Below are 22,020 nucleotides of genomic sequence, written 5' to 3'. Positions count from 1 at the left end.
CATTGCTTATTGCATGATATTTGTCATAAACAAACTTTAAAACTTACAAAATTATGAATGCTAAAAATAGATGCGCTTGGTGTAAAGATGATGCGCTCTACCAAAAATACCATGATGAAGAATGGGGCGTTCCTGTTTATGATGATGACACATTATTTGAGTTTTTAATATTAGAAACATTTCAGGCTGGTTTAAGTTGGATAACCGTATTACGAAAACGTGAAAATTTTAGAAAAGCTTTTGATAATTTCAACTACAAAAAAATAGCCACTTACAACCAAGTTAAAATTGACAGTTTATTACAAAATGCTGGAATTATTAGAAATAAATTGAAGATAAAAGCCACTATTACCAATGCACAAGCTTTTATTAAAATTCAAGAAGAGTTTGGCAGTTTTAGTAGTTATATTTGGGGTTTTGTTAATGGTAAACCTATAAAAAATAATTTTAAAACACTAGCCGAAGTACCCGCAAATACACCTTTAAGCGATACTATTAGTAAAGATTTAAAAAAACGCGGATTCAAATTTGTAGGCACAACAGTTGTTTACGCCCACATGCAAGCAACGGGCATGGTTAATGACCACTTAACTAATTGTTTTAGGTATAATGAAGTTTAAAAACTACATTTTTTTATTACTGTTTTGTAATGCGCTCTGTTTTTCCCAAGTTAAAAATGAAAAAGAAGAACGTATAAAACAGGCTCATTTTCCTGAATTAGCAAGTTCCTATTTTAGCTTTATAGCAAATAATGCTAGCTACTTAAAATTTTATAAAGAAACCGATGGTGAAAAAGTTAGTTTTGAAGCTAAATTTAAACTAAATAAACTTCACTACAGTGTTGAATTTGATAGCATAGGCACTTTAGAAGATATTGAAATATTAATAAAACAAAAACACATACCAAAGGCATCATTACAAAAAATTAAACGCCATTTTTCTGATAAATTTGAAAAAATTAGATTCATTAAAATTCAAAAACAATTTATAAACAATAGCAGTAAAACAGATAAACAGTTTATTGAACATATTGTAAATAACCCCAACCAAAAGCCTACACACTTTGAAATTATTGCCGAAATTAAAACCAAAGAACGCCACGAATTAAGAGAACTTACTTTTAATGAAAATGGTACTTTTAAAAAATCTAGGAAAGTTACATCCGCTTCATACGAGCATGCATTATATTAAAAACACACTATACATATTACTTTTTTTAATAATTTACACAGCTGCTTCAGCACAAAACAACTTTAGTGGTTTAGGTGAAACCATGGCATCTGTAAACCATAACTTCAGTAAAGAATATAGTGCTAATTTTGCCGTTAGAAGTCGGTATTTTTTATACAAAAACAACCTTAACTACAAACAACAACAAGTAGATTTTTATCATTTTTCAACTTTTAAACTAAACTTTATTCATAAGTTAAGCTTAGGTATTTATTACCGCAACCGAGATTGGTTTAATACTGGCAGTGATGAGTGGCGTTTTACCCAACAATTTAATGTAACCAAACAAAAACTTGGTGTACGATACGGCCATAGAATACGGTTTGAACAACGCTTATTTAATACCTTTACTGCTTTTAGGCAACGCTATAGGTTTGCTGTTGATTTTCCGTTGAATGGAGAAAAATTAAATATTGGAGAAACGTATTTGGTAGCCAGTACCGAAGCTTTAGTAAGTTTGAGTGAAGCTCATGAACCCTTATTTGACCAAAGATTTACCTCATTAATAGGTTGGCAAATAGACCAGAATTTAAAACTACAAAGTGGCCTAGAGTTTAGGTGGGAAAGTTATAATGTAAAAGCAAAAAACAATCTTTATTTATTAACGGCTGCAATTCTTAAAATTTAAACATCTAAGTACTGCAAAAATAAGTCTCTAGCTATATCTTCGGCACCTAAACTTTGTAAATGATCTGTGTGCACTTGGCAATCTATAAGTTTATAATTACTATTTTGTATAAAGGTTATAAAACCCACTTTACTGGCATTGCTTACTTTAGCAAACATACTTTCACCACAAAACACGCCATTTTTTAAATCTACACCATACAAACCGCCAACAAGCTGTTTATTTTGCCACACTTCAACCGATATTGCCAAACCTACTTTATGTAAGTTTACGTAGGCGTCAATCATACTATTAGTTATCCAAGTACCTTGTTGCCCTATACGTTTAATTTTTGAGCATTCTTGTACAACCTGCTTAAATGCTGTATTGGTAGTTACTTTAAAGCGGTTACTGCGCAATACTTGTTTCATACTTTTTGATACCTTTAATTTATTGGGAAACAGCACAAACCTAGGGTCTGGACTCCACCAAAGTATGGGCTCTTCGGCATCAAACCAAGGAAATATACCTGATTTATAAGCAAGTACTAAACGGTTTACTGATAAATCTCCACCAACAGCCAATAAGCCTTCGGGGGTAGCTTCATTAACACTAGGAAACCATAAATTTTTACTTATATAATGCATATTGTAAAATTAAAAAACCTCAACATAAAATGCTGAGGTTTTTTTAATATTCCTGTGTAAACAGAATTATTTAATATCATTAAAACGGTAAATCATCATGATCTTCTTCGTTTAAATTTCCTGCTGGCTCAAACGCATCAGTTGGTGGTACGGGTGGTAAATTACTGTCGCCTGCTGCTTGTTGTTGCACTGCTTCAATTCTCCAACCTTGTATAGAGTTAAAGTATTTTGTTTCTCCTTGCGGATTTACCCATTCTCTACCTCTTAAATTAATATTTATTTTTACTTGCTGTCCTACTTGGTAGTTACTTAATAAGTCTGTTTTATCCTGCACAAACTCCACCATAATATGTTGCGGGTACTGCTCTTCTGTAGTAACAACAATTTCTCTTTTTCTAAAACCGTTAGCTCCAAAAGTTTGTGTTTCTCCAATTACTTTTATTCTTCCTTGAACTTCCATTACTTAAAATATGTATTTATTATTTACTCTTACTTAATAATATTTTCCAAGCACTTTGTACATCGCCATAACTTAAATAGTTACTGGCTAGCTTGTGCTTTTCTCTATGCGATGCTGTTTTTATATTTGGGTATCGGCTTGCTAACTTTTCAATAAACGCATTTACTTCATCATCATTTGGTAAAGCTTCAACGTTGCCTAACATACCTAAATCGTTTCCTGTTAAAATCATTGAGTTTTTTATATGCTCCGGAAAACTATCTACGCCAATACCTAAAGTTGACAGTGGTTTTGGTATTTCAAAAAAGCCTTTTTTGGCTCTACTGTAAAAACTGCCACCTGCTCTAGCTACTAAATCTAACCGTTTTTGGTTAATAGTATTATCTTCATTTAAAACATCATCATCAATATGAAGTTTTAAAACTTCACAAATAACCAAATTACCAGCACCACCTTCGGTTCCTAAAGCTATAACTTCATTTACTTTACACTCTAATTGTACAGGTGATTCTGCAACCCTAAACGGCTTAACCACATCAGATTTTACCATAGTTAAACCTGCTTTTTCAAATTCATTTACACCTTCAGGATACTCTGTACTTGCTAATGACATTTGTTGTACCAAATCATAATTAACCACATTAATTACCACTTCTTTTGTACTTTCAACATTGTGTAATGTGTGTTTTGTAGTGTTATCTCTAACTCTTCGCGCGGGCGAAAAAATTAATATAGGCGGATTTGCACTAAAAACATTAAAGAAACTAAATGGCGATAAATTGGCTTCTCCTTTATCATTCATTGTACTAGCAAAAGCTATAGGCCTTGGCGCAACAGCACTTAACAAATAACTATGTAATACACTGGTTGATAGGTTTTTTGGATTAAATGATGCCATTAACAAATTTTGTTTTAACAAAGGTAACTATTATGTGTTGTATGTAAAAACAGAATTACTAACAACTAGCACAATAATATTAACAGAATTGCATTATATTACAATGTAAATGTATAGTTAATGCTTTTTACTAAAAATCAAAACACATTTAGGTGGATAATTATTGCCACTTCTTTCATTATTGTTTCTGTTATTTTATGGAAAACTTATGAGTTTTTTCAGCATTTTAAACATGAAGAACGTGTTAAAATGGAAAATTGGTCGTTTGCGCAATCTGATTTAATTAAAACAGATAACCTAAACGAAAATATGGGCGATTTACCTTTGCAGGTAATTACCAGCAACAAAACCACACCAATGATTATGGTTAACAGAGATGGTAGTATAGATTTTAACAACATAGACCCTAAAAAAGCTAAAGACACGGCCTATATTAACAAACTTATTACAAAATTTGAACAAGAAAACACACCTATAAAAGTAAAGTTTGATGGCAAACTTTACAATACTATTTACTACGGCAACTCACCATTATTAAACAAATTAAAATACTACCCACTAGCTTTAATACTTATTGTAGTACTATTTGGCGCGGTTATTTTCTTTTTTTATAGCAGTAATAAAAATGCCACACAAAACAAACTGTGGTCTGGTATGGCCAAAGAAACTGCGCACCAAATTGGCACACCATTATCATCATTAATTGGTTGGACCGAAATTTTAAAAACCGAAAATGTTAATGCCGATTATATTATTGAAATTGAAAAAGATGTTGATAGATTAAAAATTATTGCCGAACGCTTTAGCAAAATAGGCTCTTTGCCAACGCTTGAAACCGCCAACATTGTTGCAGAAACTGTTAATGCTTACGATTATTTAAAAGCAAGATCATCAAACCTTATAAATTTTAATTTAATTACTACTACTAAAACAATACCTGTTAAACTTAACAAACAGCTTTATAGTTGGACTATTGAAAACTTGGTAAAAAATGCTATTGATGCCATGAAAGGTCGTGGCAGTTTAACTATTGAAATTTTACAGCTTGAAAACCTTGTTAAAATACAAGTAACCGATACCGGAAAAGGTATTGCTAAAAAAGACTTTAACAAAATTTTTGAGCCTGGTTTTACAACTAAAAAACGTGGTTGGGGCTTAGGTTTATCACTTACCAAACGTATTATTGAAGATTTTCATAATGGAAAGATAAAAGTACTTTCTTCAGAAAAAAACAAAGGTACAACAATACAAATTACCTTAAAATCTGCTTAAAACATGAAGGAATCATTTATTAATTTAAAAGAGGTTGCTTTAAAAAACAATTGCCCTGAGTGCTATAATAATGATGGTTTACGGTTAACCTTTACACAAAAGTTTGTAGAAACTAGATTTTATAAATCTATTACCAACCAAATTGATCATGTTTTAGAGTGCAAAGTTTGTAAAACAACTATTTATCCAGTACAATGGACTGATGATATTGATCGTGTTTTTGAATATCAGCAAAAAGCTATTAAACCTAAAAAAGCGTCCAAATATTTTAAAAAAACTTTTTGGGCTGTAATTTTATTATGTGTTTTGTTAATTGTAACAACACTAGTGCTACTTATAAAACCTAATATTATAAATGTTTTTTAATAGCAGCGGCTACACTTTCAAACGCTTCAGGCGTTAAGGTTTCTTTTTTTATAAAGCGTGCATCATCCATACTGTTCAAAGGTATTAAATGTACATGTGTATGCGGCACCTCTAAACCTATAACGGTTATACCTACGCGTTTACACGGTATAGCTTTTTCTATGGCTAAAGCAACTGTTCTTGAAAAGCGCATAAGCCCGCTGTAGGTGGCTTCATCTAAATCAAAAATTTTATCAACCTCTTTTTTAGGTATACATAGCGTATGCCCTTTACTGTTTGGATTAATATCTAAAAAGGCTAAAAAATCATCAGTTTCTGCTATTTTGTAGCAAGGTATTTCGCCATTAATTATTTTAGTAAAAATTGAAGCCATAGTTATATTTTAAACCTGTTAGTTAAAACTAACAGGTTTGTATGTTTTTATCTAGAAATTTCTACAATATCAAATTTCATTACACCACTTGGCACTTTAATTTCGGCTACATCACCAACAGATTTACCTAATAAACCTTTACCAATTGGCGAGTTCACTGAAATTTTACCAGTTTTTAAATCGGCTTCACTTTCAGCCACCAACGTATAAGTCATTTCCATACCATTGGTTTGGTTTTTTATTTTCACTTTTGAAAGCACTAAAACTTTTGATGTATCTAACTGAGATTCATCAATTAATCTTGCCGTAGAAAGTGTTTCTTCTAATTTAGAAATTTTCATTTCAAGCAAACCTTGTGCTTCTTTAGCCGCATCATACTCTGCATTCTCACTTAAATCACCTTTATCTCTTGCTTCTGCAATGGCTTGAGATGCCTTTGGGCGTTCAATATCTTTAAGCTGTTTTAGCTCATCTCTTAATTTTTTTAATCCTTCAGCTGTGTAATAAGATACTTTACTCATAACTTCATCGTTTATTTAATAACCTGAAATACTGAAATACAAAATAATTTTAACCTGTATGTTCAGCATAAAAAAAATCCCGTTCACACGAGATTGTATGCAAATATACAAAATATTTAAGTTGGTTTACTTTTTGTTGTAAATTGCAAACCATTTTTTTAGTGATTATGAAAATAGTTTATAGCGCCCTTATTTTACTGGTTTTTAGTGCCTGTAGCAGCAATTCTGCCACAGATGAAAACTGTAAATTTTTATTAGATATTAATGTTTATGAAACCGTAAACCTTAGTTTACCGCAATACAGCCAATTGCCCTTTGCTGGCAATCCTGTTTACTTACCTAATGCAGGAAATGCGGGTATTATTGTTGTTAGCACCGGTGCCGATTATTTTGCTTGGGATGCCGCAGACCCTAATGTTATACCCAGTGAATGCTCTGTACTTACACCTTCTGGTTTAAATGCTACCTCAAACTGCGCTACTAAAAATAAATACAGCCTTGTTACTGGTGAACCTCTAGAAAATCCAGAGTTACGTTGCTCATTAAAATTTTATAGAGTGGAACAAAACGGTAATATACTAACCATTTTTAATTAGCCAATACCGTTTTTTAAATTTATTAATGTTGTATTAGGTAAATACGCTTGCAAAAAAGTAATAGCTTTTTGACTTCTAATACCAGATTTACAATATACAACTAAAGGTTTTTCAGTTGGTATATTTTCATATTTGTTAGCCAATTCACCTAAAGGGATATGTTGCCCGCCAATACTATGTTGTGCGCGTTCCCAAGACTCTCTTACATCTAATAAATTATAGGCTGTTTTGTTAGCGTTTAAAATTTCTATTGAAATACTTTCTGAAGGGTTTTCAACACCACAAAACACATTATAATCAGTTTCTAAAGCTGAAATTTTTAATGCCTCATTTTTACTGAAGCTAAACATCATTTGTTCCATATTCAGCACATTAAACGTTAATAGCTTACCCGACAAAACAGCACCTTTTTCCAGTATAATTTTTAAAACTTCATTAGCCTGATAACACCCAACAATACCTGGTAAAACACCTAAAACACCAACATCTGAACATGATGGTACTGAACCCGCAGTTGGTGGTGTTGGATATAAGCACCTGTATGTTGGCCCGTTTTTATAATTAAACACAGATAATTGTGCTTCAAACTTAAAAATAGAACCGAAAACTAGAGGTTTGTTGGTAATTACAGCAGCATCATTACATAAATACCGTGTTTGAAAATTATCAGAACCATCAACTATAATATCATATTCTGAAAATATATTTATAGCATTTTTTGTTGATAAAAACGTTTGAAAAACCTCAAAATTAACATGCGGATTGAGCTGTTTTAACCGTTTTGAAGCTGTTAATGCTTTGGGTTTACCAACATCATCAATAGTATATAAAATTTGACGGTGTAAATTACTAACATCAACCACATCTGCATCAACAATACCAATAGTGCCAACACCAGCAGCGGTTAAGTATTGTAAAATAGGACACCCTAATCCGCCAGCGCCAACAACTAACACTTTTGCTTGTTTTAGTTTTTCTTGTCCTTTAAGGCCTATTTCATCAAGAATAATATGTCTGCTGTAAATTTTTTTTTCGTTATCCGTTAGCATTTTTTACTATTTAAAATGTTGCCAATCTTTCCAAACGGGCTCTAAACCTTGCTTTTTAAGCATTTGTGCAATGGTTTCGGTGGGGCGCTCATCAGATATTTCAAACTGTTCTAAAGTTTGAGGATCTACGGTGTAACCACCAGGGTTTGTTTTACTTTCTGCACTTACCGATGTAATACCCAAATGCACTATATGGTTTCTAAATGTTTCACTTTCTCTGGTAGACAAAGATAATTCAACATCTTCATCTAACAACCTAAAAGCACAAATGGTTTGCACCAAATCTTTATCGGTCATTTCAACTTTAGGTTCTAAACCACCACTATGTGGGCGCAAACGCGGAAACGAAATAGAGTACTTTGTTTTCCAATAGGTTTTTTGCAAATATTTTAGGTGTAGCGCCGTAAAGAAACTATCGGCACGCCAATCTTCTAAACCAAATAAAGCCCCTAAACCAATTTTGTGAACACCTGCACGCCCCAATCTATCGGGTGTTTCTAAACGGTAATTAAAGTTAGATTTTTTCCCTTTGGGATGATGTTTTTTATATTCGGCTTCATGATACGTTTCTTGATATACCAAAACAGCGTATAAACCAGCCTCAATTAAAGTTTCGTATTCATTTTGGTTTAGTGGTTGTACTTCAATTGTAATGTTTGAAAATTTATCTTTTATAAGCTCAATAGCATGTTTAATGTAAGGCACACCCACGGTTTTATTAGCTTCGCCGGTAACCAGTAAAATATGGTCATATCCTTTACTTTTTATAAAGGCAACTTCTTTTAAAATTTCGGCATCAGTTAACGTTCTTCGCGGAATTTTATTAGTCATACTAAAACCACAATAGGTACATATATTTTGACATTCATTAGACAAGTACATAGGAATATACATTTGAATAGTGTTGCCAAAACGCTTTTTAGTAATAGCCTTACTTTGCACTGCCATTTGCTCTAAATACGGTGCTGCAGCAGGCGATAAAAGGGCTTTAAAATCTTCTAAATTGCGTTTTTGTTTGGTTAAAGCAATTTCTACTTCGGTTGCTGTTTTGTTATGAATATTCGCCAACACATCATTCCAAGCATATGAATTAAATACATTTTTAAAAGATTGCATAACTACTATTTAGTTTAAAAATGAGGTTAATGGGCTACTAGCTTCGGCATGTTGTTTAACACTGGCTAATTTTGCATTGTAAGCCATTCGGCCAGCTTCAACAGCCATTTTAAAAGCAACAGCCATTTCAACGGGGTTTTGTGATACGGCTATAGCTGTATTTACCAAAACAGCATCGGCACCCAGTTCCATAGCATATGCCGCATGCGATGGCGCGCCAATACCAGCATCAACAACTACAGGTACATTACTTTGCTCTATAATAATTTCTAAAAACTCTGTAGTTTTTAAACCTTTATTTGTGCCAATAGGCGCTCCTAAAGGCATAACGCATTGCGTGCCAACTTCTTCTAACCGTTTACACAATACCGGATCTGCATGAATATATGGCATAACCACAAAGCCCTGTTTTACAAGTGTTTCAGCTGCTTTTAAAGTTTCAATAGGATCGGGCAATAAATATTTAGGATCTGGATGAATTTCTAACTTAATCCAATTTGTTTCTAAGGCTTCACGTGCTAATTGCGCTGCAAAAACAGCTTCTTTAGCATCTCTTACACCCGATGTATTTGGAAGTAAACTAACATGTGGCTGCTGTATGCTTTGTAACATTTCATCATTTTGGTTATGAGCTTCCACACGTTTTAATGCCACTGTTACTAACTCACTTTTTGAAGCCAAAATAGCTTCTGCCATTACGTTATTTGCACTAAATTTACCGGTGCCTGTAAAGAGTCTTGATGTAAATTCTTTATCGGCTATTTTTAATGTATCGTTCATTGCTTTAATTTTTAAAGCTGTAGCGCTGCTCTTGTGCACTACCAGCGTTTAACAGCGTGTGAAACGCTTTTATTTTATTAAAATCGCGTGTTATTTCTCCTGAAACTGCAATACCATAAATGCCTGTTTTTAACAATTCAGGCACATCATTTATAGTTATACCTCCAATAGCTATAATAGGCATATTAACATTTAGAGCATCTATAATTGATAAATAACCGTTTGTGCCCAAAATAGGACTTAACTGTTTTTTTGTGGTAGTAAACCTAAACGGCCCTAAGCCTATATAATCTACTTTTTCGTTAATACGTTGTTGACAATCATTAAGCGTGTTAGCAGTACCACCAATAATTTGCCAACTTTTTAAAGCTTTTCTGGCTATGTTAGGGTTGGTATCTGTTTTTCCTAAGTGCACACCATCGGCATTTACAGCTTCAGCTATTTTATAATGGTCATTAATTATTAATCGTGTTTGATAATGACTGGTAATATCTCTAGCTTCTTCGGCTGTTTTTAAAATCTTTTTTTCAGAGACATCCTTTAAACGCAATTGCACCAATTCTGCACCGTATTGGCAAGCTTTCTGTATGTTTTCTAAATGCGCTTTTGGGGTGTTTCCTTGTGAAATATAATGGAGTTTGTTTATCATTCTTGCTTGCTAATTATTCTTATTAAATTTTATTGTGAACACCTAAAAGTGATTGGCTGGAATTTAAAAACCGCTCAATGTATATTTTTGATGCAACAGCTGCTTCATCTAATGGCAAACCCAAACAAATTTGAGAAGCTAAGGCTGATGATAGCACACAACCACTACCATGTTTATTGTAAACAGTTTTTACATGTGGTACTATATTTACCATAACAATACCACTATGGTACAACTCGTCAGTTCCTTTTTTATCGGTTCGGTGGCCGCCTTTTAAGTAAACATTGGTTTTACTTGCTATATGCGCTATGGTATCTTCAATATTTTTATCTGGATACAGCATTTGTATTTCATCATAATTAGGTGTAATTAAGTAGCATTTTTGCCAAATGGTATTTAAAATATCTTGATTTTCGGTAGTATGAAAATCGAAACCCGCGGTTGCTTTTATTACAGGGTCTAAAATTATTTTAACGTTGGCATTTAAGGCATGCAACACATCAATTAAAACAGCTAGTGTTTTCCAGTTTTTAACAATGCCTATTTTAACTACATTAATTGTAAACCTATCAAACAAGGTTTTTATTTGAGCAATAATTAAATCTTTTTCAACCCAAATACATTCTTTAAAATTGGTATCATTTTGAATTGTAATAGCTGTACATACTGATAAACCGTATAACCCATGCGCCTCAAAGGTTTTAACATCTGAAGTTAAACCTGCACCACCTGACGGATCATGACCTGCAATGGTTAATATGTATGTATGTGATTTCATTTTATTGTATTTAAATTAGCTAAAATGGCGTTTCATGATTTTAAACACCTCAACCGGCGCATTACTTTGCCAAACACCACCCAAAACGCCCACACCTTTAAAACCAAGCTTATCAAATGCTGTTAAGTTATTAGCTGTAACACCACCCATGCCTATTATTTTTTTATTTATGTGATTAACGTTGAAACCACGACCACTATAGCCTTTTTTTGAAATAGATGAAAACACTGGGCTTAGCAAATGGTAATTAAAAATAACTGAACAATTTTCTAGTTCTTCAGGTTCATGAAACGAAGAACTAATGGTTTTTGTTTCTAACAAATTAGATGTTACGTTTAATAATTTAGCGTACTGCGTAATAAATTGTTTTCTATTTATTGAAGATGGCATTGTGCTTAAAACCTGATGCCTTTTGGCTTCTTGAAAATGAATACCCTTTAAATTAAATTGTTTTAATAGCTTATGAAAACGATGCGTTACTATACAATTGTGATATTTTGAATCTATTTGATTTAAGTAATTACAATGTTGCTCATAATTCATATGAGGTTTTCTAAGGTGAAAATACTGCAGCCCGTTTTGAAACAATTGTTGAAGTATATCAATTTCGTTTGTAACGTTATGTTCTGGCGCTATTAAAACTATCATTTTTTATTGAGTTAGGGATTGTAGTGGAAATCCTTTTGCTTTTTCTGCAAAAGATTGCAACGGAAAGCCCGCCCACGCTTTTTCAGCGTGGGAACTCCCTTATTATTATTTACAAATAAATTTCAGATCCTTTTTCTTTAAATTCTTCTGATTTTTCATTCATGCCTTTTTGAAAAATTTCATTGTTTTCATCAATATCATTTTCGGCAGCAAAATCTCTTACTTCTTGTGATATTTTCATTGAGCAGAATTTTGGTCCGCACATTGAACAGAAGTGAGCAATTTTAGCCCCTTCGGCAGGCAAGGTTTCATCATGGAATTCGCGTGCTTTTTCGGGGTCTAAACCTAAGTTAAATTGGTCTTCCCAACGGAACTCAAAACGTGCTTTACTTAAGGCATTATCACGGTGTTGTGCTCCTGGGTGCCCTTTGGCTAAATCTGCCGCATGGGCTGCTAGTTTGTAAGTAACTACGCCCTCACGCACATCGTCTCTGTTTGGTAAGCCTAAATGTTCTTTTGGTGTTACGTAGCATAAAACAGCGCAACCGTACCATGCTATCATTGCAGCACCAATACCCGACGTAATGTGGTCATAACCCGGAGCAATATCTGTGGTTAATGGGCCTAAGGTGTAAAATGGTGCCTCATCGCAAGCCGCTAATTGCTTATCCATGTTTTCTTTTATCATGTGCATTGGTACATGACCTGGGCCTTCAATAAAGCATTGTACTTCATGTTTACGCGCTAATTTTGTTAGCTCGCCTAAGGTTTCTAATTCGGCAAATTGCGCTTGGTCATTGGCATCGGCAATAGAGCCTGGGCGTAAACCATCGCCTAAAGAAAAGGCAACGTCGTATTGTTTTAAAATTTCGCAAATGTCTTCAAAATGGGTGTACAAAAAGTTTTCTTTGTGATGTGCCAAACACCATTTTGCCATAATGGAACCACCACGAGATACTATACCTGTAACGCGTTTAGCCGTCATGGGTACGTAACGCAATAAAACGCCTGCGTGAATGGTAAAGTAATCTACACCTTGCTCTGCTTGTTCAATTAGGGTGTCTTTAAAAATTTCCCAAGTTAAATCTTCTGCAACGCCATTTACTTTTTCTAATGCTTGGTAAATTGGCACTGTACCTACTGGCACTGGTGAGTTACGAATAATCCATTCGCGCGTTTCGTGAATATTTTTTCCGGTAGATAAATCCATAATAGTATCTGCACCCCAACGGCATGCCCAAACTGCCTTTTCAACTTCTTCTTCAATTGATGATGTTGTGGCTGAATTACCAATATTAGCGTTTACTTTAACCAAGAAGTTTCTGCCTAAAATCATAGGTTCACTTTCTGGATGGTTTATGTTATTTGGAATAACTGCACGACCACGAGCTACCTCTGAACGCACAAACTCTGGTGTGATTTTTTTAGGAATTGAAGCTCCAAAATCTTGCCCTGGATGTTGTTTAGCTAATTCGGTCATTTCATCAATTTTTTGATTTTCGCGAATAGCAATGTATTCCATTTCTGGTGTTATAATGCCTTTTTTAGCATAATGTAATTGTGTTACGTTTTGCCCTTTTTTAGCTTTTAATGGTTTTTTTAAGTGCGAAAAACGCATATGATCTAAACTAGTATCGTTTAAGCGTTCATTACAATATTTTGATGAAAACTGGTTTAATTGTTCAACATCATTTCTATTCAAAATCCATGGCTCACGTATTCTTTCAATACCGTTGTGTACGTTAATTTCTTTTTCAGGATCTGTGTACGGGCCCGATGTGTCATATACCGTAACAGGCTCGTTAGGTGTTACTTTACCCGTCATTGAATCTTTAGTATCACTTAGCGTTATTTGGCGCATAGCTACTTTAATTTCGGGGTGCATTTGCCCTTTAACGTAAATTTTTTTTGAATTTGGAAATGGGTTTCTTGTAATTAATTGCGCTGTTGGTGCAGTGTCCTTTTTTTTCATTCCTTATTGCTTTTAGCCGTTGGCAATTAGCCTTTGGTGTTTAAATTATTTAAATTAATATTGAAGCTAATGGCTACATAAAACCTAATAGCTTTTAGTTTTTATCCGCCTTGAGTTGCTTGAATAATTAAAATAGTATCGCCGTTAAAAAGCACTTTGTTTTCCCAATTGGCTTTTGCAATTATTTCTTGGTTAATAGCTACAGCAATGCCTTGGGTTGATGATACCGTGTTTGTTAAAAACTGTTGTAATGAAATGTTTTTAGGTGCGCTTTGGGGTTTGTTGTTTACTGTTATTGTTATCATTTACACATGCTTTAAAATGACAACTTTAGGTAGAACGCCCCGTTTTTACGAAGTGCAGGTTTTAAAAAAACCCATGTATTATTTACAATAAAACATTCACTTTTCCCTACGTAAGTACTAACTTCATCAGGTTCAAAGGGTAAATCTCAGTTTCAGGAAAAAATTGACATTATCAATTTTAAAGAAACACCCCTAAAGTTTATCATTAACAAAGATACTACTAATTTTATTTAAAATGAAAAAAGCACCTCTGTAATGAGATGCTCTTCTTTATTTAACACTTATATTGTAATTATTGCTTTAGCGCAAATAATTTAAACCTATTTTAAAACTTTAAAGTTACACCCAATAAAAAGTTAGTGGTTGCTTGTGGGTAGTAACCAGCTCCTTCTATTGTAGAAACTTCACCAGGTACAGACCAATCATCATCAAATGTGAAGAAAAACCCATTTGAAATATATTTTTCACCAAAAATATTATTTACCAACCCTGTTAGGATAATAGATTTAAAAATAGATTTTGTTTCAATTTCGTAAACAACATTTAAATCGTTTACAAAATAACTATCTAGCTTAGAAAATTCAGAATCTATATTACCCATATATTGCTCACCCACAAATTTACTTAACAATGTAGCTTGAAAATTAGGCATAAAACTATACGTTAAAGCATTACCAACTACAACATCTGGCGAAAAGGCAATATTAGTTTCACCTAGGTTTTGTAAAACACCATCGCGTTTAAAAAATGTTTCTTGGTTTTTATTTGAGCTTATTGTAAAGTTGGGCTGTAATGTTAAATTATTTAATACTATTTTGGCTTCAACCTCTAAACCAACCCTATAACTTTTACCTGTGTTTGCTCTTATTTGAGCTCCAGAATTATCTAACGCACCTGTTGCCACCAACTGTTCATTATATGCCATATAGTAAGCGTTTGCATTAAATGCTATATTTTTATTTTTATAACGCCAACCTAATTCAAAATCATTTAACTCTTCAGGTTTAACTTCTGGGTTGTTTTCAAAATCACTTCTACTTGGTTCTCTATTTGCTCTTGCATAAGAAAAATATAAATCACTTTTTGTATTTAAACTATAATTGAAACCTAATTTAGGATTAAAAAAGTTAAAAGTTTCATCTATTTTAAACACCTCTAAATCTGAATTAACACCACTGGTATCGTAGTTAACGCTTCTGTACTGAACATCGGCATAAAGACTTAAATTATCATTAAACCTGTAGGTTAATTTTGAGAATGCGTTGAAATCATATTTATCACCATCACCTTCATAATACCGATCTCCAAAATTATTAGTATTTGCATATTGTTCCCAAATTAACTCTCCAAAATGATCGCCATGATACGTACTATAAGACAAGCCTGTAATAATGTTTACCTTTTCATTTTTATAATTTACGCTGGTATTTAGCACATAAAAATTGTTATCTAACCATCTTCTACGCACATAATCTTGAGAGTTTACTTCATTTCCGTTTACCGTTATAGGATCTTTTCCTAAAAAACTGAAACTAGCATCGTTTGCAAAAAACACATTTGAGTAGTAGTAATCATCAACAAATTCTTCAAAAAACCCTCGGCCGTCTGTATAATTCAAACCTAAGTTTGTAGACCAATTGTTATTCCAACGTTGATTCCAATGTAATTGGTAATGATCTTGTTTGTAATCATCTACTTGATTATCATAAAACCCTTCAAAAACGCCATTTTCATCTAACTGAATACCACTAATATTATAGCGCCTGTTATTATTAATATCTGGATTTGCACCTACAGCAGCCACATCAACTGGATTAAAACCGTACCAAGATTGATACGTAATTTCATGACCACCAAATACTACCGCCTTAAGTAACGTTCCGTTATTTACATAACTACCTTGCACAAAATAACTTTTTAGGTTTGATGCAGCTCTATCAATATAACCATCTGATTTTATTTGAGATAATCTACCTGCTAATTCAAAATGGTTGTTTAGCAACCCTGTACTAAATTTAACATTATGGCGTCTTGTGTTGTAACTACCAAAACTATGCGATGTTTCGCCTTGAGTTTCATTGGAAACGGCATCGGTTAATATATTTACGCTAGCCCCAAAAGCACCAGCTCCATTTGTTGAAGTACCTACACCACGTTGTACTTGTAAACTTTCTACAGATGATGAAAAGTCTTGCAAATTTACCCAAAAAGTTCCTAAACTTTCAGCATCATTATACGGAATACCATTAATGGTTACATTGGTAGAACTACCGCTTACACCACGCACCCTAATACCCGTATAACCAATACCTGCACCAGCATCACTGGTTGTAACTACTGATGGTAAATAGTTTAGTAAAACTGGTATGTCTTGCCCTAAATTACGCTTTGCAATTTCTTCTTTACTTACATTTGAATGTGTAATTGGCGAATCGGCATCAACACGTACTGCTTTTACTAAAACCTCGTCTAGTTTTTGGGTTGAAGTTGAATCTGTTATTTTGTTGTTTTGTTGCGCATTAACTGTTGTAAAGCATATTAATGCTAATAAAAGAAATAAGTTTTTCATATCGATTACATAAAACGTTATAATCGAATAAAAAGAGGTAATTATTCTTCAGTTTGTATTAAATTATTATGTTATGTGATACGTTTTTTACAAAGTAATCATATTCTAAAATTACCTGTTGTGCTAACGCAATTCACAATAACATGAAATCCCTAAACAGCATTACCTGTTCTAGGTTCATTGGGTATGATCTCAGCCTGTTTCCTGTTGCAATTAATAGTTTTTCTTTGTACTTAAAACTATAACTAAACTGGATATAGCACCCCTTTTTGAGAACGCTGCAAATGTACTAACCAAATACTAATTATTGGCTATTTTGATAATAGTTTTTTAATCTAAATTAGGTTTTTGCCTATTGGCTTTTTTAAAAGCGTGTTTCTTTTTATTATCTAACCGTTTTTTTACAACAGCTTTGGGTACTTTGGTTGCAATACGTTTTTTTGGTTTAGCAAGTGCAGTTTTTATTAACTGTAAAAACCTACGAATTGCCAATTCTTTATTTTTAAATTGGCTTCGGGTATCAGCGCATTGTAATATTAAAACTCCATTATTTGTTAGTTTGTGTTTTAATTTTAAATATATGCGTTGCTTTTGCTCTTGGGTTAATACGTTTGATTCAGATACATTAAAACTAAGCTCAATTTTTGTAGCTACTTTATTTACATGTTGCCCACCACTACCTGAGCTTCTAACGGCTTTAAAATTAAGTTCGTTTATTAAATTAGTTTGGTTAAACATTAATTAGTTTGGTGTGCTGGTTTTAGTAAATCGTTTACTGTTTTTACAGGGTTAAAGGTATCTAAAGGCACTTCAACAAAAACGGTAATCCAGTCTGCCATACTACCATTCCATAATCCTGGTAATTCTAGCGCTTTAATATCTGTACCATTTTGTGTTTTCATTGTAATGAAAGCTGCATTGTAATCTACAAAATCTTTTAAATTAAATTTTTCACCTTTATAATTTTTAACAGCACACACTAAATCTGTTGGATTAAAATGTGTTGCTTTATAAACAATACTTTGTTGCTCTTTACTACTAAAATTTATTTGAGCAAACTCTACTATTTGTAATGACACATTGCTATTAGAATCTTTAACCCAAAAGGGGCCGCCACCAGGTTGCCCTTCGTTTTTAACCATACCACAAACACGCATTGGTCTGTTTAATTTTTCCTTTAAATAGGCTTTTTTCTCTTGTAATGAAAGTGCATCAAACTGTTTAGTTACCACAACGTTTAACCTATGAATTAAAAAAAGCGCCATTATTTTAAGGTCTTCTTCATTACAAGTATCAGTGTCTAATTTATTTAAAAACTCAAACACTTTTTCTTGTATGCTAAGCAAAACTCCAGCTAAAAGTTTTTTGTATTCTGAAATGGCAATATTTTTACTAGCAACTGTTATGTTATCTATATTTTTAATAAAAATGAAATCGTAATTCAAAGCATCTAAATTCTCTAAAAGTGCACCATGGCCTGCTGGCCTAAATAGAATTGACTCATCTTCGTTTCTATAAACTTTGTTGTTTGATTTTAAAGCTACTGTTTCGGTTTCTTGTTTTTGGTACGAATAACTTACATGAAAATCAACACCTGTTTTATTGGTTAATTGTTTGTTTACCTTATCAAATTCGGTTTCAAAAAAATTATGATGTTTTTCTGAAACTGTAAAATGAAGGTGTGCTTTTTTATTTGATGATGCGTATATTGTTGATTCCAATAAATGTTCAGTAAATGCCGAAACATATTCGTTTTCGTATTTATGAAATGGTAACAATCCTTTTGGGTAAAAACTGTAGTTTAAAGCATCTTCATCTAACATGGTTTTTACAAAAACAACACGCTGTTCATCTTCGGGTAGTTCATTATAATTTAAGGTTGTTTTTTCTATTTTTTTTATAACATCATTATAAAACGGAAACGCCTGTAAATTTGAAAAAAATGTGCTTACTAAACTGTTATTTTGTGATTGAATATATGCTTTTAACGTTTCCTTTTTGGGGTTGAAACTTTTTAAAAACTGAAACAAAAATTTAAACATTCTTGTTGCCGCTCCTGAGGCAGGTACAAACTTAACAATAGATAAGTTATCTTTTTGTTTTTCGTATAGCTTAATATATTCTGTAGCTTCAGCATCAGTAAAACTTTCTATGCCTTTATTTATTGTAGCTGCAGCCAACAATTTAGAATAAGACATACCGTTTTTTAAACGCTCTATTTGATTATTAACTTGGTCTATAGTTATGCCTTTGCTGTGTATTTGCTTAATATCTTTTTCAGTAAACATTATATGTTATTTTTTAATAGCTTATCAATGTGTTTTACAGCTTCGTTTAAGCGCTCTGTTTTATTACCTTTTAATAATACAAATGGCCTATTTTGTTTTACTAATTCGTTTTTAAACGCTTCAAACATTTGCTTTCTTTCGTTGGGTTTATCGCGTAAATCATCGGCTTCCCAAGGGACATCAATATAAGTTAAAAAATATAAATGGTAAGTGTTTTCAATGGCAAATTTATGTAAAGTTTCATTGCAAATACCTCCATAATAGACTTCGGAATACACTTTGGTTTCTAACAAATCTGTATCACAAATTAAAACGGTATCTGTTTTTTTTGCTAATGCATTTTCTAAACGCATTTGGCCTATGGCTATGGGTAACAAATCTTGTGGTTCGCAAGTTTTTCGTTCGTTATTCCATTTATCTTGTAAATATTCGCGGGCATATTCTGGTACCCAAACCGAATTGTAATAGCGTGCTAATTGCCTAGACAAGGTGGTTTTTCCGGTAGATTCTGGCCCAAATAAAACTACTTTTACACAGTTTGCGGGTTGTTGTTTAAGCTGTTTTTCCATGCTTTATAACCGTAAATTGCAATAACGGTAAATATTAAATATTGAAGTGATGTAAACACTAAGCCTTTATACAAATACAGGGGCACAGAAATAACATCGCCAATTATCCAGTACACCCAATTTTCTAATTTCTTTTTAGCCATAAGCCACATACCAACAAAAAATATAGCTGTTGTAACAGTATCTACATAAGCCGTCCAGCTATTAAATTTATTATTTGCTAGGTAAATAATAGCCACAAAAATTAGTGTTAACATAAAAATAATAACTGTATATTTTTGCTCTTTTTTAGTTGTTTTGGTAACGTGCACCTCATTGTTATTAGCGTCTTTTTGGGTCCAGTAATACCATCCATATATACTCATTGTGAAATAATATGCGTTTATTAGCATATCTCCTAAAAGCCCATAAACCAATAATATATATACAAAAATAGCAGTGCTTATTATACCTGTTGGATACACTAAAATGTTTTCTTTTTTAGAATACCAAACTGATAAAAAGCCAAAAAAAACACCAATAAATTCCAATACAATTAAATGCGTTGGTATGCCTTGATATTGTGCAAACAACCAATTAAAAATGTGGCTCATAATCGTGTCTGTCTGATTTTACAATTTTCATATAAAGTAAGCCTTTATCTATAAGTTCAAAAGCTTCTTTTATTTCGGTTGTTAATACTTCCATTACCTCATTATAATCTCCAAAAACTTGGGTACTTAATGGGTTTTCTAATACTTTTAAATTTGAAACTCTCATTTTTTTTATAAAATGAATTATAGCTGGTTCAAAATTATCTTGTAATGGTGTTAATGTTAATTCTACTGATATTTTCATTTAATATTTCTTTTTTTCATTTCCACGAAGGTGGAAATCTTAGTGTTTTTAATTTTATTGAAATACTAAAGCAAGCCCAATACATACAAGTATGGTAAAACAATTTATTTCCTTAAATCATCAAAAAAAGATGCATCTTTTTCAAAAGCAGTTCCAATAACCACTAGGTCTGCTCCACTTTCAAATACATTTTCTAACTGTAACTTCGTTTTAATACCTCCACCAACAATTAAAGGCACTTTAAGTTCTTTTTTCACTTTGTTAATCACCTTTAAATCAACATGTTTTTTAGCACCGCTTCCGGCCTCTAAATATATTAATTGTTTACCCAACAATTCTCCTGCTTTTGCTGTATCAATTATATATTGAACGTTATTTTGATCTAGTGGCTTTGTTTCAGTTACGCGCTCAACTGCAGTTTTATTACCGCCGTTAATTAACAAATAGCCTGTTGGTATTACTTCTAAATTTGTTTTTTTTAATTTAGAAACTGCTCTAACATGCTTACTAATAAGATATTCTGGATTTCTACCAGAAATAAGAGATAAAAACAAAATACCATCTGCTTTATTAGTTATTTGGTTGGTATCTCCTGGAAATAAAATAATTGGTAATTTAGTATGTTTTTTTATTTCATTTACCAAAACATCTGTTACATTTTCATGCACTACACTACCGCCAACAAAAATATGAGTAGCTATTGATGCATTTAATTTTAGCATAAAACTAGCTACTTGTGGCACTTCCATTTTATCCGGATCAATTAAAACAGCTAGTAGTTTATTACCGTTTAAAGCCGCTGCTTGTATGTTTTTATAAATAGTGTTCATACTAAGCAATGGCAAATGCGCAGGTAAAACCTTCAAACTCTAAAAAAGCTATGTTATATCGGCATTTTTTATTTTTATAATCTATCCAAGCCAAGGTTTGCTCGTCTTCAATATTAAAAGGAATTGCTAAACAATGATTTTTAAAACTAAGCCCCGGTGTTGCATACAATTTGTATAAAGATTCTTTTATACACCAAATTACAGTAAGTTTTTTTATATAATCTTTAGCATGAGTGTTTAGGTACAAATTTTCATAATCAATAAACTTATGTGCAATTAAGGTTATTTTATCGCGTTGTTTTTCAACATCAATACCAACTTTGCAATTACTTACAATCATTGCAGAAAAATTAAACGAGTGTGTTATTGAAATTTGTTTACCATCTTTTAAATAAGGTTTACCAAAATCGTCATAAAATAAATCGGCATCCGTATATCCAAACTCCTTAAGTAAATGGCGCACACTTAAAAACCCACGTTGGTGTAACTCACTTTTCATACCATTTACCCTATTAAAACTATTTTCAGTTAGTTGTAATGGTGCCATTAAAGCGTTAAAAGATTCTGTAATCTTCCAAATTTTAACACAAGTTTGTAAATTAGGCGTAAGGGTTTTGTAAAGAGGCATTTAGTTTTATGAAAGTTATTGGTTATCTTTGC

Annotated in this window: 27 protein-coding genes and 1 riboswitch; of the genes, 6 read left to right on the top strand and 21 right to left on the bottom strand. The window is 32.6% G+C overall.

The genetic code is table 11. The annotated features are described in order from the left end of the window. Positions 1–53 precede the first annotated feature (53 nt). From FUA26_RS08915 to FUA26_RS08905, 3 genes are read left to right on the top strand one after another with little or no spacing between them, the layout of a single operon-like run. The gene (locus FUA26_RS08915) at positions 54–620 is read left to right on the top strand and encodes a DNA-3-methyladenine glycosylase I (protein ID WP_147134652.1); all 567 of its coding nucleotides are present in this window, start codon (positions 54–56) and stop codon (positions 618–620) included. Continuing rightward, the gene (locus FUA26_RS08910) at positions 610–1,191 is read left to right on the top strand and encodes a hypothetical protein (protein ID WP_147134649.1); all 582 of its coding nucleotides are present in this window, start codon (positions 610–612) and stop codon (positions 1,189–1,191) included. The genes FUA26_RS08915 and FUA26_RS08910 overlap by 11 nt, the downstream gene beginning before the upstream one ends. After that, a complete protein-coding gene (locus tag FUA26_RS08905) occupies positions 1,178–1,858 on the top strand; it encodes a DUF2490 domain-containing protein (RefSeq protein WP_186826891.1) in 681 nt (226 codons plus the stop codon). Before FUA26_RS08910 ends, FUA26_RS08905 begins: the two co-directional genes overlap by 14 nt. Here FUA26_RS08905 and aat read toward each other — a convergent pair. The 3 genes from aat to FUA26_RS08890 form a co-directional block, all read right to left on the bottom strand. Further along, positions 1,855–2,484 (bottom strand): leucyl/phenylalanyl-tRNA--protein transferase, encoded by a 630-nt coding sequence (gene aat, locus FUA26_RS08900; protein ID WP_147134644.1) that lies wholly within the window; start codon positions 2,482–2,484, stop codon positions 1,855–1,857. The genes FUA26_RS08905 and aat overlap by 4 nt on opposite strands. 79 nt (positions 2,485–2,563) lie before the next feature. After that, positions 2,564–2,944, bottom strand: a complete 381-nt coding sequence (locus FUA26_RS08895; protein WP_147134641.1) for a DUF3127 domain-containing protein — start codon at positions 2,942–2,944, stop codon at positions 2,564–2,566. Positions 2,945–2,963: 19 nt separating this feature from the next. Then, entirely contained in the window at positions 2,964–3,842 is an 879-nt protein-coding gene (locus FUA26_RS08890) for a flavin reductase family protein (protein ID WP_147134638.1), read from the bottom strand. A gap of 120 nt (positions 3,843–3,962) precedes the next feature. On the opposite strand from FUA26_RS08890, the gene FUA26_RS08885 reads away from it, so the two are divergent. Further along, the gene (locus FUA26_RS08885) at positions 3,963–5,114 is read left to right on the top strand and encodes a sensor histidine kinase (RefSeq protein ID WP_147134635.1); all 1,152 of its coding nucleotides are present in this window, start codon (positions 3,963–3,965) and stop codon (positions 5,112–5,114) included. A 3-nt stretch (positions 5,115–5,117) separates the two neighbouring features. Continuing rightward, positions 5,118–5,480, top strand: coding sequence for a hypothetical protein (locus FUA26_RS08880; protein ID WP_147134633.1), 363 nt, complete (start codon positions 5,118–5,120; stop codon positions 5,478–5,480). Here the strand turns inward: FUA26_RS08880 and FUA26_RS08875 are convergent. Beyond that, positions 5,464–5,853 carry an HIT family protein gene (locus tag FUA26_RS08875; RefSeq protein WP_147134630.1) on the bottom strand — a complete coding sequence of 130 codons (390 nt, stop codon included), beginning with the start codon at positions 5,851–5,853 and terminating at the stop codon, positions 5,464–5,466. The genes FUA26_RS08880 and FUA26_RS08875 overlap by 17 nt on opposite strands. A gap of 47 nt (positions 5,854–5,900) precedes the next feature. After that, a complete protein-coding gene (gene greA / locus FUA26_RS08870) occupies positions 5,901–6,374 on the bottom strand; it encodes a transcription elongation factor GreA (protein ID WP_147134627.1) in 474 nt (157 codons plus the stop codon). 167 nt (positions 6,375–6,541) lie between these two features. Between greA and FUA26_RS08865 the strand changes: the two genes are divergently transcribed. Further along, positions 6,542–6,970, top strand: a complete 429-nt coding sequence (locus FUA26_RS08865; RefSeq protein ID WP_147134625.1) for a hypothetical protein — start codon at positions 6,542–6,544, stop codon at positions 6,968–6,970. On the opposite strand, the gene FUA26_RS08860 is transcribed toward FUA26_RS08865, so the two are convergent. The 16 genes from FUA26_RS08860 to FUA26_RS08785 form a co-directional block, all read right to left on the bottom strand. Continuing rightward, positions 6,967–8,019: a HesA/MoeB/ThiF family protein gene (locus tag FUA26_RS08860; protein ID WP_147134622.1), complete on the bottom strand. Its 1,053-nt coding sequence runs from the start codon at positions 8,017–8,019 to the stop codon at positions 6,967–6,969. The genes FUA26_RS08865 and FUA26_RS08860 overlap by 4 nt on opposite strands. 6 nt (positions 8,020–8,025) lie before the next feature. After that, positions 8,026–9,135: a 2-iminoacetate synthase ThiH gene (gene thiH, locus FUA26_RS08855; RefSeq protein WP_147134619.1), complete on the bottom strand. Its 1,110-nt coding sequence runs from the start codon at positions 9,133–9,135 to the stop codon at positions 8,026–8,028. 9 nt (positions 9,136–9,144) lie between these two features. Continuing rightward, complete coding sequence (locus FUA26_RS08850; protein WP_147134617.1) at positions 9,145–9,915, bottom strand: thiazole synthase; 771 nt, start codon at positions 9,913–9,915, stop codon at positions 9,145–9,147. 4 nt (positions 9,916–9,919) lie between these two features. Next, positions 9,920–10,564 (bottom strand): thiamine phosphate synthase, encoded by a 645-nt coding sequence (gene thiE, locus FUA26_RS08845; protein WP_147134614.1) that lies wholly within the window; start codon positions 10,562–10,564, stop codon positions 9,920–9,922. Positions 10,565–10,586: 22 nt separating this feature from the next. Continuing rightward, complete coding sequence (locus FUA26_RS08840; RefSeq protein WP_147134611.1) at positions 10,587–11,342, bottom strand: hydroxymethylpyrimidine/phosphomethylpyrimidine kinase; 756 nt, start codon at positions 11,340–11,342, stop codon at positions 10,587–10,589. Between the two features lie 15 nt (positions 11,343–11,357). Beyond that, the gene (locus FUA26_RS08835; protein WP_147134608.1) at positions 11,358–11,990 is read right to left on the bottom strand and encodes a beta/alpha barrel domain-containing protein; all 633 of its coding nucleotides are present in this window, start codon (positions 11,988–11,990) and stop codon (positions 11,358–11,360) included. A gap of 109 nt (positions 11,991–12,099) precedes the next feature. Next, on the bottom strand, positions 12,100–13,962 hold the full coding sequence (thiC, locus tag FUA26_RS08830) for a phosphomethylpyrimidine synthase ThiC (RefSeq protein WP_147134605.1): 1,863 nt from the start codon (positions 13,960–13,962) through the stop codon (positions 12,100–12,102). A 101-nt stretch (positions 13,963–14,063) separates the two neighbouring features. Next, entirely contained in the window at positions 14,064–14,267 is a 204-nt protein-coding gene (thiS, locus tag FUA26_RS08825; protein WP_147134602.1) for a sulfur carrier protein ThiS, read from the bottom strand. A gap of 86 nt (positions 14,268–14,353) precedes the next feature. Then, a riboswitch (TPP riboswitch) is annotated at positions 14,354–14,471 on the bottom strand. 121 nt (positions 14,472–14,592) lie between these two features. Continuing rightward, the gene (locus tag FUA26_RS08820; protein ID WP_147134599.1) at positions 14,593–16,836 is read right to left on the bottom strand and encodes a TonB-dependent receptor; all 2,244 of its coding nucleotides are present in this window, start codon (positions 16,834–16,836) and stop codon (positions 14,593–14,595) included. A gap of 330 nt (positions 16,837–17,166) precedes the next feature. Further along, positions 17,167–17,574: an alternative ribosome rescue aminoacyl-tRNA hydrolase ArfB gene (gene arfB / locus FUA26_RS08815; protein ID WP_147134596.1), complete on the bottom strand. Its 408-nt coding sequence runs from the start codon at positions 17,572–17,574 to the stop codon at positions 17,167–17,169. After that, positions 17,574–19,124: a DUF4301 family protein gene (locus tag FUA26_RS08810; RefSeq protein ID WP_147134593.1), complete on the bottom strand. Its 1,551-nt coding sequence runs from the start codon at positions 19,122–19,124 to the stop codon at positions 17,574–17,576. The genes arfB and FUA26_RS08810 overlap by 1 nt, the downstream gene beginning before the upstream one ends. Next, complete coding sequence (locus FUA26_RS08805; RefSeq protein WP_147134590.1) at positions 19,124–19,693, bottom strand: AAA family ATPase; 570 nt, start codon at positions 19,691–19,693, stop codon at positions 19,124–19,126. Before FUA26_RS08805 ends, FUA26_RS08810 begins: the two co-directional genes overlap by 1 nt. Continuing rightward, complete coding sequence (pnuC, locus tag FUA26_RS08800; RefSeq protein ID WP_147134587.1) at positions 19,654–20,286, bottom strand: nicotinamide riboside transporter PnuC; 633 nt, start codon at positions 20,284–20,286, stop codon at positions 19,654–19,656. The genes FUA26_RS08805 and pnuC overlap by 40 nt, the downstream gene beginning before the upstream one ends. Then, positions 20,270–20,530, bottom strand: coding sequence for a hypothetical protein (locus FUA26_RS08795; RefSeq protein WP_147134584.1), 261 nt, complete (start codon positions 20,528–20,530; stop codon positions 20,270–20,272). Before FUA26_RS08795 ends, pnuC begins: the two co-directional genes overlap by 17 nt. Positions 20,531–20,634: 104 nt before the next feature. After that, positions 20,635–21,360 carry a geranylgeranylglyceryl/heptaprenylglyceryl phosphate synthase gene (locus FUA26_RS08790; RefSeq protein ID WP_147134581.1) on the bottom strand — a complete coding sequence of 242 codons (726 nt, stop codon included), beginning with the start codon at positions 21,358–21,360 and terminating at the stop codon, positions 20,635–20,637. Position 21,361: 1 nt separating this feature from the next. After that, positions 21,362–21,988 (bottom strand): 4'-phosphopantetheinyl transferase family protein, encoded by a 627-nt coding sequence (locus FUA26_RS08785; protein WP_147134578.1) that lies wholly within the window; start codon positions 21,986–21,988, stop codon positions 21,362–21,364. Between the last annotated feature and the right edge of the window lie 32 nt (positions 21,989–22,020).

Source organism: Seonamhaeicola algicola (assembly GCF_007997385.1).
Classification (GTDB): domain Bacteria; phylum Bacteroidota; class Bacteroidia; order Flavobacteriales; family Flavobacteriaceae; genus Seonamhaeicola; species Seonamhaeicola algicola.
The sequence above is the reverse complement of the archived record's forward strand: the minus strand, read 5'-3'. Positions and strand labels throughout refer to the sequence as shown.